This window comes from Clostridium sp. 19966 (genome assembly GCF_032335695.1).
Classification (GTDB): Bacteria; Bacillota; Clostridia; order Clostridiales; family Clostridiaceae; genus JACTOJ01.
In genome coordinates this window covers 49,937-61,582 of the sequence record NZ_JACTOJ010000025.1, presented here as the reverse complement: position 1 = coordinate 61,582, position 11,646 = coordinate 49,937, and the positions used below count along the sequence as shown (strand labels likewise).

Here is an 11,646-nt window from a genome sequence, read left to right as displayed (position 1 = left end):
CTGCATGGGAAAATATGCGATTGGCAGACTGATTCAGAGGGCTTTCAGCCCAGCCAGTAATAGGCCCTTATAGGGCTGAGCAAACCACCGGCTAAGCCGGTGGTTATGATTTAGGAGGATAATTATGAAATATACTACTCAAATGGATGCTGCAAGAAAAGGAATAATCACAGAAGCAATGAAAATAGTAGCAAAAAAAGAAAACATAGAGGTGGAAAAATTAAGAAGCCTCATAGCAGAAGGAAAGGTAGTGATACCGGCTAATAAGAATCACAAAAGCCTAAGCCCTGAGGGTGTAGGAGAGGGACTTAGAACAAAGATAAATGTAAATCTTGGCATATCAAAGGACTGCTGCAATTTTGAAATGGAGCTGGATAAGGTAAGAACAGCGATAGCTATGAAAGCTGAAGCTATAATGGATTTATCTAATTACGGAAAAACAGAGGGGCTAAGAAAAAGAATAGTAGATATATCCACAGCCATGCTTGGAACCGTTCCTATGTATGATGCCATAGGCTTTTGGGATAAAGAGCTTAAGGATATAACTGTGGATGAATTCTTCAATGTTGTGGAGAAACATGGACAAGATGGAGTTGATTTTATAACCATACATGCAGGGTTAAATAGAGAGACTGCAAGAGTAGTGAAGGATAATCCAAGACTGACTCACATTGTATCTAGAGGAGGTTCTCTTTTATTTGCCTGGATGGAGCTTAATAATAAGGAAAATCCCTTCTACGAGCACTTCGACAGACTTTTAGATATATGTGAAAAATATGATATTACCATTTCCTTGGGAGATGCTTGTAGACCAGGTTCTGTACATGATGCAACTGATGCTTCTCAGATAAAGGAACTAATAACTCTAGGAGAGCTTACTAAGAGAGCTTGGGCAAGAAATGTACAAGTTATGATTGAAGGACCAGGCCATATGCCCCTTAATGAAATAAAAGCAAATATGCTTATGGAGAAAAAACTTTGTCATGGTGCTCCTTTCTATGTGCTTGGTCCATTAGTTACAGACATAGCGCCTGGTTATGATCATATAACCTCTGCCATAGGAGGAGCAATTGCAGCTTCCAGTGGAGCAGATTTCCTATGCTATGTTACTCCAGCAGAGCATTTAAGACTTCCAAATCTTGAAGATATGAAGGAAGGAATAATTGCAACAAAAATAGCAGCTCATGCAGCGGATATAACCAAAGGTATTAAAGGAGCTATAGCTTGGGACAATTCTATGAGCAAAGCCAGAGCTGATCTTAACTGGGATAAGATGTTTGAACTGGCTATTGATCCTGAAAAAGCTAAGCGCTATAGAGCGGAATCTTCTCCTGAGCATGCAGAGACTTGTACCATGTGTGGAAAGATGTGCTCTATGAGAACTATGAAAAAAATACTTAACCATGAAGAACTTGCACTGTAAATATAAATTATAAATTTTAAAGGAAAAATTGTAGTTTATTGAAAGGAGGTGTATTAATGATTATTAATGGAGAAAAAGCAAACTATGAAGAAGGTATAACAGTTTCTGAACTTTTAACTAAGTTAAAGCTGCAGTCTGATAAGGTAGTAGTTGAAGTGGACAGAGAAATTATAGCTAAAAATAAGTATGCAGATAAAAGATTAACTACCTCGTCTCAGGTTGAATTAATAAGATTTGTAGGAGGGGGCTAAATTGAAGATTTATGTTAATGAAATTATTACAGAAGTAGAAGCAGGAAGCACAGCCTTCAATATAAGAGAAAAATTTAAAAAGGATGCGGATATATTAGTGTATAACGCTTTTCCTATAAAGGAAGATGTGCTTTTAAGGGATAATGATAAAATTACTTTAATAAAAAGAGGAGAAATGCCATCCAAAGAAGAACTGGAGGCACTTATGGTCGCTAGGCATACTCCTTTTGTACATGAAAAGCTTAAGAAGGCTAAAGTTGGTGTGGCTGGACTTGGAGGGCTTGGCTCCAATGCTGCTGTAGCTCTAGCAAGAATGGGTGTAGGAAAGCTTTTATTAGTGGATTTTGATATAGTTGAACCTAGCAATCTTAACCGGCAGTACTATTTTGTCAGACATATAGGTATGAAAAAGGTGGAAGCCATGAAGGAAACCATAAAGGAGTGCAATCCCTTTATAGATGTAGAAACCAAGGATGTTTTTCTTGATGAGAGCAATATTAAAGAAATATTCAAGGATGTAGATATAATAATTGAAGCTTTTGATAATGCTTCTTGTAAGGCTGCATTAGTTGCTGAGGTATTAAGCAGTATGAAGGATAAAAAACTTATAGCTGCTTCTGGAGTATCTGGGTTTTACACTGCGAATTCCGTAATAACCAGGAGAATAAAAGACAATTTTTATATGACAGGAGATTTAGAAACAGAGGCAGGAGTAGGCTGTGGACTCATGGCTTCAAGAGTGGCCGTAGCTGCCAATCATGAAGCAAATGCTGCGGTAAGACTTCTTTTAAAGGAGGAAGTATAAAATGGATGAGCTTGTGATTGGTGGAAAAGTCTTAAAAAGTAGATTGTTTGTAGGCACAGGAAAATATTCCTCAAATAAAATGGTTCCTGATATAATAAAAGCCAGTGGTACCAATGTGGTTACTGCTGCTTTAAGAAGAGTGAATCTTAGTGATGAGGAAGAAAACATATTAAACTATATAGATAGAGATTGTATAATAATGCCTAATACTTCTGGGGCTAGAAGTGCAGAAGAAGCTGTAAGACTGGCTAGAATTGCACGAGCTGCAGGCTGTGGAGATTGGGTTAAAATAGAAATTATTTCTGATAATAAATATCTTCTGCCTGATAATTATGAAACTATAAAGGCTACAGAGATGCTTGCAAAGGAAGGTTTTGTGGTTCTTCCATATATGAACCCTGATCTTATGGATGCCAGAAGAATGGTGGAGGCAGGAGCTTCAGCAGTTATGCCCTTAGGATCACCTATAGGCAGCAACAGAGGCCTTAAGACTAGAGAGATTATAAGAATACTTATAGAAGAAATCAAGGTGCCAATAGTGGTGGATGCAGGCATAGGAAAACCTTCAGATGCGACAGAAGCTATGGAAATGGGAGCTGCAGCAGTACTTGCCAATACTGCACTTGCTACTGCAGGAAATCCAGTGCTTATGGCTGAAGCCTTTAAGTATGCAGTAGAAGCAGGGAGAAAAGGCTTCTTGGCAAGACTTGGAGCGGAAAAATCCTATGCAGAGGCATCATCGCCATTGACTGGGTTCTTAAGATAGGAAGTGGTATAAATGAGTTTTTTTCATATAGCAGCAGAGCTTCAGCAGTATGATGTTGATGAATTTTTTAAAACTGTTACTGAGGATAGAATAAGGTATATCCTTACTAAGGAGTATATATCTAAGGAAGAGTACTTATGCCTTCTAGCACCTACTGCAGAGAAGTTTTTGGAAGAGATGGCCCAAAAAGCAAGAAGGCTTACTCTTAGTAATTTTGGTAAAGCAGTGGTGCTGTATACTCCAATATATATATCAAATTATTGCATAAATAAGTGCTCTTACTGCGGCTATAATCTAGATAACGATATAAAGCGGCAGAAGCTTACTATGGAAGAAATAGATAAGGAATGTAAGAATATATTTGAAACGGGACTAAGACACGTTATTCTTCTTACTGGAGAGTCAAGACATTATAGTCCTGTAGCTTATATTAAGGATGCAGTGAAGATCATGAGGAAATATTTTGATTCCATATCCATCGAAATCTACCCGCTTAAGGAAGAAGAATATAGGGAGCTGGTAGAGGCAGGTGTAGATGGATTAACTATCTATCAGGAGACCTATGATATGAAAATTTATGATAAAATACATTTGGAAGGGCCAAAGAAGGATTATAGATTTAGAGTTGAAACACCAGAAAGAGCCTGTAGGGCTGGAATAAGCTCCATAGGAGTAGGAGCTTTATATGGACTTACTAACTGGAGAAAAGAGGCATATTTTTCAGGACTTCATGCTAAATATATAGAGGATAATTTTCCTCATATGGAGATTAATATGTCCATACCAAGAATAAGACCCCATGCTGGGAGCTTTACAGATATATATGATGTAAATGATAAAAATCTGGTTCAGATAATGGTGGCATCTAAACTTTTTATGCCAAGAGCTGGAATAAATATGACCACTAGGGAGAGTGCTGAACTTAGAGATAATTTGATACCTATTGGAGTAACCAAACTATCAGCAGGGGTTTCTGTAGAGATTGGTGGTCATACCAAAAAAGATAAAGGGGAAGGACAGTTTGAAATCGCGGATGGAAGAAGTGTAAAAGAAATAAAAAATATGCTTTCTAATAAAGGCTATTGTGCAATTATGAAGGATTGGCAGTGTGTAAAATGATCGGAAAAATATTTGCTATTACCAACAGAAAACTTTTAAAGAATAAAACTTTAGGGCAGATTATAGAAGAAAGTGTAGAGGGTGGAGCAGATGCAATAATTCTGAGAGAAAAGGATTTGCCGTCGGAAGCTTTATATGAGATTGCTCTTAAAGCTAAAATCATTACGGATAATAGAAGCCTATTGATAATCAATGGAAATTACGAAGTGGCTAATAGGGTAAAAGCTGATGGAATACAATTAAGCTATGAAGCTTTTATGAATTTTCAAGAAGCTTTTAATGGTTTAAAAGGAGTATCAATACATTCCTTAAAAGAAGCCGTAGCAGCAGAAAAAAAGGGAGCGGATTACGTTATAGCTGGCCATATATTTAATACTGCCTGCAAGCGGGGATTGGAAGGGAGAGGTATGGAATTCCTAGAAACCATATGCCATGCCTTAACGATACCAGTGATAGCTGTCGGAGGAATAAATTCTTATAATTTAAAAGAGGTATTAAATACAGGTGCACAGGGAGCCGCGTTCATGTCCTCGGTTATGGAAAATGAAAGGCCTTTGGAATATTTGAAAAGTTTGAGATTAGCTATCCTATAATTTTAATATAATACTTACAATTAATTATTTTAGAAGTATAATTAATTGTAAGTATTTTTGTTATGGAGGGAAAAATCAATGAATGAAACTCTGAAAACTATATTAAACAGAAGAAGTACAAGAAAGTACAAGGCTGAGAACATAAACGATGAAGAATTAAACTTAATTTTAGAGGCAGCTAAGTTTGCTCCTACAGGTATGAACAGACAACCTTGGCATTTTACCGCTGTTCAGAATAAGGAATTACTAGAGAAAATAAATGAAGGGGCTAAAGAAGCTATAGGAAAAGCTGATAATAAGGCATTTTCTGTATTCTACAATGCCCCTACTCTTATAATAGCCTCAGGTGATTTGGCAGTTCCTACTTCTAAAGAAGACTGTGTTTTAGCTCTTGAAAATATGTTTTTAGCAGCAGAATCTCTAAATATAGGTTCTTGCTGGATTTATTCCATTCAAGTTTTTCTTAATTCTCCAAAGGGCGAAAGCGTCAGAAAAGAGTTAGGAATTCCAAGCGGCTTCAGTGTATTTGGAACAGGCGCTTTTGGTTATAAAGCGGCAGAAGCTTCCCCAGCTCCAAGAAAAGAAAATACCGTTACTATAATAAAATAAGCTTAGTATAAACAGCAAGAAAAGGATAATACAATGAGCATAAATATAAAGAAACTAACGAATTATACTATAGATATATTTGCCATCATGTGTGAATGGTATAATGATGAGAAAATAAAACCTCTTATAACTCCTAGATTTTCTGAAAAGATGATTATGGATGCAGAGCCTGAGAGTCTCATGGAAGCAATTAAAAAAAATATGGATAAGATAACCTATATAGTGCGCGATGAAGATAAGGCCATTGGAGTATGCAGCATAATTTATAAATTCGGAGGACTCATCAATAAAGGCGAAAAGACCGCATGGATAAGCATCATAATAGGAGAGGGCACTTATCGTGGAAAAGGGATAGGTAGAATCGTTATGAAGCTTATTGAAGAGGAATGCGTAAATTTAGGCTTTAAATTTATTGAGCTTGGAGTATTTGATTTCAATGAGAAAGCTAAAAGGCTATATGAATATTCTGGATATAAGGAAATAGGCAGAAACGAAAAGGTTATTTATTATGATGGAGAATGGTTTGATGATATTCATATGCTTAAGAAAATATGAGGAGTTTTACTTATGTTTAAAGAAATGAGAAAAAGTCAAAGACAGCTGTCCAGTGAGGGCACTATAGAAATATTAAACACTGCAGATTTTGGATTCCTAGCTATAAATGGAGAGGAATATGCTTACGGAGTTCCTATAAATTATGTATATGAGAATGAAAAAATATATTTTCATTGCGCTGCAGAGGGACAAAAGTTAGATATGATAAAAAAGAATAATAAGGTTTCTTTTACTGCTGTAACCAAGCATGATATACTTGCAGATAAATTTAGCACTGACTATAGAAGCGCAATAGTTTTCGGAACTGCAGAGGAAGTGTGTGGAGAGGAAAAAATTGCTGCTCTCATGGCTTTCGTAAAGAAGTTTTCTTCTGATTATATGGAAGAAGGAAGAAAATATGTAGAAAAGGCTGCAGATAAGGCAAAGGTATATGGAATAAGAATTGATCACGTTACAGGCAAAGGAAGAATATAGCTAATTACAAAATAGGACGGTCAAGTACCGTCCTATTTCAGCCTCTCCATAACTATAAATTTGAAACCCTCGTCTATATCTTCATCACACTTTTTAAAACCTAGCTTTGAAAAAAGTCCAAGGGCTGGGAGATTTGCTTCTCCAGTTTCTATATATATTCTATTAAAATTTATAGTATTAAATATGTATTCAACAGCAGCGTTAACCGCTAAGGAAGCGATACCTTTTTCCCAATAACGCTTATCCCATATAGCTATGCCCATTTCACCTTGTTTTTTCGTTTTATCCATGCTGAAGAAATTTACGAAACCTATAAAATTATCTTCTTTATCTGTAATTATAAAATATAGATATTTTCTATCTTCAATATTAGCATTGAACTTTTCATTATCGAAGAGAGAACAATAATACTCACATTCTTTTAACAATTCCATACTGTTTTGCGGTAATGGTCTTGGATCGAATCTGTTTATTTCCTTATCTATTGAGCAAGAAAATAGAGGAACAATATCCTCAGCCTTTAAGGATCTTATAGTAATGTTATTATTTTCAAAGTATATCATATATTTCTCCTTAGCTAATTATTCCTGCCAAATTAGTTTTGCAAGAGGGAAAGGCTCCAACACTCTATCTAATATTCCTTGAACATAGGCTATTAATATACCATAGTTAACTATAGGAACATCAAATTCTTTAGCACTTTCAAGTCTGCTTCTCATGGCAGCAGCATTAAGCATACATCCTCCGCAGTGGACTATGAGAGCGTACTTTCTAACGTCTTCTGTAAAAGTAGCGCCTGAGCTGTATTCAAATTCAATCTGCTTTCCTGTCTTTTGTCTTATCCATCTAGGTATTTTTACAGTAGCAATATCATCAGATTGTCTATGATGAGTGCAGCCTTCTGCTATAAGTACCTTATCTCCGTCCTTAAGCTTATCTATAGCCTTTGCTCCTTTTACAAGCTCCACTAAATCTCCCTTGTATCTTGCAAAAAGTATAGAAAAGGAGGTAAGAGGTATATCCTTAGGGGTATCTGCAGCTACTTTAAGGAAAACCTGAGAATCCGTTATAACCAGACTAGGTTTTTTGCCTAAGTTTTCTAGGGTTTCTTTAAGCTCAAATTCCTTAGTAACTATAGCTATAGCATCACTTTCAAGTATGTCTCTTATGGTTTGCTGCTGAGGAAGAATCAGTCTTCCCTTAGGAGCAGCTTTATCTATAGGAGTAACCAGCACTACAAAGTCACCAGGTTTTATAAGGTCACCTACTATTTTAAATTTATCCTCATCCTCAGGAAGAAGTGCTATGATTTCTTTTTTCAAGGCATCAATACCTGCTTTAGTAGCGGCTGAAGCTTTAGCTACAGGTGACTTAAAAGTATCTTTTAGCCTTTGCAATTCTGCTTCTTCAAGAGCTCTAATATCGCATTTATTCAATACAACTATGCAGGGGATTTTCTTCTCTTTTATTCTGTTAAAGGTAGCTAAATCCTCCTCTGATACTCCTGCTTCACTGTCGATTATCAGAAGAGCTACATCAGTTTTATCCAGCACTTCAAAGGTTTTTTTCACTCTTAGCTCTCCTAGAGCACCTAAATCATCTATTCCAGCGGTATCGATGACCACGCAAGGTCCTATAGGAAGTATTTCTATAGATTTGTAAACGGGGTCTGTTGTGGTTCCTTTTACTTCAGAAACTATGGAAAGCTGTTGGTTTGTTATGGCATTTATTATGCTGGACTTACCAGCATTTCTTTTACCAAACAGGGCAATATGTACTCTAGAGCCCCTTGGTGTTTCATTTAAACTCATTTTATCACTCCTAAACTATTTGCCTGGTATACCGGGTTTGGTTATTTCGTATATATTTAATATTTTATCTACTTCTTCCTTTGATAATATATTCTCTTCCAGCACTATCTGTTTAACAGTCTTATTTTCTTTTAGTACTTTTTTTGCTATATAAGCAGCCTTATCATAACCAATATGATTTGTTAAGGCCGTAGCTAAAACAGTGGAGTTTTCAATATTTTCTATGCAGGCTTCTTTGTTTACTTCTATTCCTTGTATGCATTTTTCTCTAAAAATATTGCAGGTATCAGTAAGCAGCTCCAAGGATTCCAAAAGGCTTTCCGCAATCAGAGGCAGAAAAGCATTAAGCTCCAGCTGCCCTGAAGAGCTGGCAAGAGTTATGGCATAGTCATTGGATATAACTTTCATGGAAACCTGAGCTACCATTTCGCAGATCACAGGATTAACCTTTCCAGGCATTATGCTGGAGCCTGCTTGAACCTCTGGAAGAGATAATTCGCTAAGGCCCCCTCTTGGACCAGAAGCTAGCAGTCTTAGATCATTTGATATTTTCATAAGGTTAACTGCACAAGCTTTTAAAAGACCAGATACTTCAACAAATACATCAGTATTTTGAGTAATATCCATAGGAAATTCAGCTCTAGCAAGACCAAGCCCTGTGAGAGCCTGCAGCTCATCTGTAATCATAAATATATATTTTATTGGAGCATTCATGCCGGTGCCAATAGCAGTGCCGCCTATATTTATCTGCCTAAGTCTTTCTTCCACCTTATAAACTCTCCAGCGATCCCTTGCAATAGCTTGAGCATATGCACCAAAACCTTGCCCTGCTAACATTGGGAGAGCGTCCATAAGCTCTGTTCTGCCTAATTTTATTATATCACTAAACTCATTTTCTTTTCTTTGAAGCTCTTCCTGAAGTTCAGCAAGAGAAGAACTTAGCTTTCTTAGAAGCCTTATGGAAGCTATTCTCACAGCTGTAGGGTACACATCATTGGTGGATTGACACATATTGACGTGATTAAGAGGGTGCACTAAACTGTAATCACCTTTTTTGCCCCCCAGAAGCTCTATAGCTCTGTTAGCTATAACTTCATTCACGTTCATATTAGTAGAGGTACCTGCTCCGCCTTGAAGAGCACTTACAGTAAATTCATCATCAAATTTTCCTTCAATAACCTCTTCACTGGCTTTTATTATAGCTCCTGCAATGTCAGATGAAAGGCTTTTTAAGGTGAGATTGACTTTAGCGGCAGCCTTTTTAATAAGAGCTATTTCATGAACAAGAGCTAAATTTACAGATTTAGCTCCTAAAGCAAAATTGCCCAAAGCTCTTTTAGTATTAATACCATAATATTTATCTTCTTCAATGCTCATTTCTCCTAGAGCATCCTTTTCAATTCTATATTTCAAGGAAAAACCTCCTTAAGCTAATAACAAATTAAAAACCTACAAGTTACTTTACAACATGTAATTTGTACACATCTTTATTATAGCCAAAAAACTTTCCTAGGCATAGGAAAGTTTTTTATTGACGCAATAACTATTAATTTTTAACTATTACTTCTTACTTGAAATTTGTAAATTGGGAATTGAAATTTTATCACAAGTTTTATCTAGTTTCTCCACTCAAGATATTCATCGTAGGTCATAAGCTTATCTACAACGCCATCTTCAGTAATTTCTATTATTCTATTAGCTATTGTATCCACAAACTGATGGTCGTGGGAAGCAAATAGTATTATGCTCTTGTAATCTCTAAGTCCGTTATTTAAAGCAGTTATAGATTCAAGATCAAGATGGTTTGTAGGCTGATCTAAAATAAGTACGTTAGCTGAGCTAAGCATCATTTTTGAAAGCATACATCTAACCTTTTCTCCTCCAGATAAAACCTTAGCCTGCTTTAGAGCTTCTTCACCGGAGAATAACATTCTTCCAAGGAAGCCTCTTAAGTAGCTTTCAGATTTTTCTTCAGAGAACTGTCTAAGCCAATCTACTAGGCTTAAATCTACATCATTGAAGAATTCGCTGTTATCAGCAGGGAAGTAAGCATTAGTGATGGTTATTCCCCATTTATATTCTCCGCTGTCTGGTTCCATTTCTCCAGTAAGAATCTTAAATAAAGTAGTCTTAGCTATATCATTACCAAGAAAAGCAATCTTATCTCCCTTGGATACAGTGAAGCTTACATTATTTAATATTTTTTCCCCATCGATAGTCTTAGTTAAGCCATCCACTCTTAAAATATCATTTCCAACTTCTCTTTCAGGCTTAAAACCAACGAAAGGATATCTTCTGCTGGAAGGCTCTATATCCTCAACATTTATCTTGTCAAGAAGCTTCTTACGAGAAGTAGCCTGCTTGGATTTTGAAGCATTGGCACTGAAACGAGCTATGAATTCCTGAAGCTCTTTTATCTTCTCTTCCTTCTTCTTGTTCTGATCCTTTGCCATAGCAAGGGCTAATTGGCTGGATTCATACCAAAAGTCATAGTTTCCTACATAAAGCTTTATTTTTCCGAAGTCTACATCAGCCATATGAGTACAAACTTTGTTTAAGAAGTGTCTGTCATGGGATACAACTATAACTGTTCCTTCAAAATTTATAAGGAATTCTTCAAGCCAGTTTATAGATTTTATATCAAGACCGTTGGTAGGCTCGTCAAGGATAAGCACTCCTGGTTTTCCAAATAAAGCTTGAGCTAAAAGCACCTTAACCTTTTCAGCTTCAATAAGTTCTGACATGTTTTTTTCATGAAGCTCTGTGCCTATTCCAAGCCCCTGAAGCACTGAAGAAGCTTCAGATTCTGCTTCCCAGCCGTTTAAGTCTGCAAATTCACCTTCAAGCTCAGAAGCTCTTATTCCGTCCTCATCTGTGAAGTCAGGCTTTGCATATATTTCATCTTTTTCTTTCATGATTTCATATAGACGCTCGTTTCCCATGATAACAGTTTCTATAACTCTGTATTCATCATATTGGAAGTGGTCCTGCTTAAGTACGGAAAGTCTCACGCCAGAAGCTATGTTAATCTCTCCGGTGTTTGGTTCAATCTCTCCAGATAATATTTTTAAGAAGGTACTTTTTCCGGCTCCGTTAGCACCTATTACACCATAGCAGTTTCCAGGTGTAAACTTTAAATTTACGTCTTCAAAAAGTTTTCTTGCACCATATCTTAAGCCAACATTGGTTACAGTAATCACTAATAAATCATCCTTTCAATAAAGTTAAGGTACATATACA

At 36.4% G+C, this 11,646-nt stretch carries 13 protein-coding genes; 9 read left to right on the top strand and 4 right to left on the bottom strand.

Annotated features, from left to right (window positions below; all coding sequences use genetic code 11):
* Positions 1–124 precede the first annotated feature (124 nt).
* From thiC to IAI10_RS19990, 9 genes are all read left to right on the top strand, one after another.
* On the top strand, positions 125–1,423 hold the full coding sequence (thiC, locus tag IAI10_RS20030) for a phosphomethylpyrimidine synthase ThiC (RefSeq protein WP_315675082.1): 1,299 nt from the start codon (positions 125–127) through the stop codon (positions 1,421–1,423).
* 56 nt (positions 1,424–1,479) lie between these two features.
* Entirely contained in the window at positions 1,480–1,674 is a 195-nt protein-coding gene (gene thiS / locus IAI10_RS20025) for a sulfur carrier protein ThiS (protein WP_315675081.1), read from the top strand.
* A gap of 1 nt (position 1,675) precedes the next feature.
* Positions 1,676–2,479: a sulfur carrier protein ThiS adenylyltransferase ThiF gene (gene thiF, locus IAI10_RS20020; RefSeq protein WP_315675080.1), complete on the top strand. Its 804-nt coding sequence runs from the start codon at positions 1,676–1,678 to the stop codon at positions 2,477–2,479.
* A 1-nt stretch (position 2,480) separates the two neighbouring features.
* The gene (locus IAI10_RS20015; RefSeq protein ID WP_315675079.1) at positions 2,481–3,245 is read left to right on the top strand and encodes a thiazole synthase; all 765 of its coding nucleotides are present in this window, start codon (positions 2,481–2,483) and stop codon (positions 3,243–3,245) included.
* A 12-nt stretch (positions 3,246–3,257) separates the two neighbouring features.
* Entirely contained in the window at positions 3,258–4,364 is a 1,107-nt protein-coding gene (gene thiH / locus IAI10_RS20010; RefSeq protein WP_315675078.1) for a 2-iminoacetate synthase ThiH, read from the top strand.
* Positions 4,361–4,957 carry a thiamine phosphate synthase gene (locus IAI10_RS20005; RefSeq protein ID WP_315675083.1) on the top strand — a complete coding sequence of 199 codons (597 nt, stop codon included), beginning with the start codon at positions 4,361–4,363 and terminating at the stop codon, positions 4,955–4,957. Before thiH ends, IAI10_RS20005 begins: the two co-directional genes overlap by 4 nt.
* Positions 4,958–5,035: 78 nt before the next feature.
* Positions 5,036–5,566 (top strand): nitroreductase, encoded by a 531-nt coding sequence (locus tag IAI10_RS20000; RefSeq protein ID WP_315675077.1) that lies wholly within the window; start codon positions 5,036–5,038, stop codon positions 5,564–5,566.
* 33 nt (positions 5,567–5,599) lie between these two features.
* Positions 5,600–6,121 (top strand): GNAT family N-acetyltransferase, encoded by a 522-nt coding sequence (locus IAI10_RS19995; RefSeq protein ID WP_315675076.1) that lies wholly within the window; start codon positions 5,600–5,602, stop codon positions 6,119–6,121.
* Positions 6,122–6,133: 12 nt separating this feature from the next.
* Complete coding sequence (locus IAI10_RS19990) at positions 6,134–6,595, top strand: pyridoxamine 5'-phosphate oxidase family protein (protein WP_315675075.1); 462 nt, start codon at positions 6,134–6,136, stop codon at positions 6,593–6,595.
* 32 nt (positions 6,596–6,627) lie between these two features.
* Here IAI10_RS19990 and IAI10_RS19985 read toward each other — a convergent pair whose 3' ends face one another.
* From IAI10_RS19985 to IAI10_RS19970, 4 genes are all read right to left on the bottom strand, one after another.
* Positions 6,628–7,158, bottom strand: a complete 531-nt coding sequence (locus IAI10_RS19985) for a GNAT family N-acetyltransferase (protein WP_315675074.1) — start codon at positions 7,156–7,158, stop codon at positions 6,628–6,630.
* An 18-nt stretch (positions 7,159–7,176) separates the two neighbouring features.
* Positions 7,177–8,406 carry a [FeFe] hydrogenase H-cluster maturation GTPase HydF gene (gene hydF, locus IAI10_RS19980; protein ID WP_315675073.1) on the bottom strand — a complete coding sequence of 410 codons (1,230 nt, stop codon included), beginning with the start codon at positions 8,404–8,406 and terminating at the stop codon, positions 7,177–7,179.
* A gap of 15 nt (positions 8,407–8,421) precedes the next feature.
* Positions 8,422–9,819 (bottom strand): aspartate ammonia-lyase, encoded by a 1,398-nt coding sequence (locus tag IAI10_RS19975; RefSeq protein WP_315675072.1) that lies wholly within the window; start codon positions 9,817–9,819, stop codon positions 8,422–8,424.
* Positions 9,820–10,022: 203 nt separating this feature from the next.
* Positions 10,023–11,606: an ATP-binding cassette domain-containing protein gene (locus tag IAI10_RS19970; RefSeq protein ID WP_315675071.1), complete on the bottom strand. Its 1,584-nt coding sequence runs from the start codon at positions 11,604–11,606 to the stop codon at positions 10,023–10,025.
* Between the last annotated feature and the right edge of the window lie 40 nt (positions 11,607–11,646).

Coding starts and splice junctions, on each gene's coding strand:
- thiC (WP_315675082.1), top strand. CDS start 125: ATGAAATATACTACTCAAATGGATGCTGCAAGAAAAGGAATAATCACA.
- thiS (WP_315675081.1), top strand. CDS start 1,480: ATGATTATTAATGGAGAAAAAGCAAACTATGAAGAAGGTATAACAGTT.
- IAI10_RS20015 (WP_315675079.1), top strand. CDS start 2,481: ATGGATGAGCTTGTGATTGGTGGAAAAGTCTTAAAAAGTAGATTGTTT.
- thiH (WP_315675078.1), top strand. CDS start 3,258: ATGAGTTTTTTTCATATAGCAGCAGAGCTTCAGCAGTATGATGTTGAT.
- IAI10_RS20005 (WP_315675083.1), top strand. CDS start 4,361: ATGATCGGAAAAATATTTGCTATTACCAACAGAAAACTTTTAAAGAAT.
- IAI10_RS20000 (WP_315675077.1), top strand. CDS start 5,036: ATGAATGAAACTCTGAAAACTATATTAAACAGAAGAAGTACAAGAAAG.
- IAI10_RS19995 (WP_315675076.1), top strand. CDS start 5,600: ATGAGCATAAATATAAAGAAACTAACGAATTATACTATAGATATATTT.
- IAI10_RS19990 (WP_315675075.1), top strand. CDS start 6,134: ATGTTTAAAGAAATGAGAAAAAGTCAAAGACAGCTGTCCAGTGAGGGC.
- IAI10_RS19985 (WP_315675074.1), bottom strand. CDS start 7,158: ATGATATACTTTGAAAATAATAACATTACTATAAGATCCTTAAAGGCT.
- hydF (WP_315675073.1), bottom strand. CDS start 8,406: ATGAGTTTAAATGAAACACCAAGGGGCTCTAGAGTACATATTGCCCTG.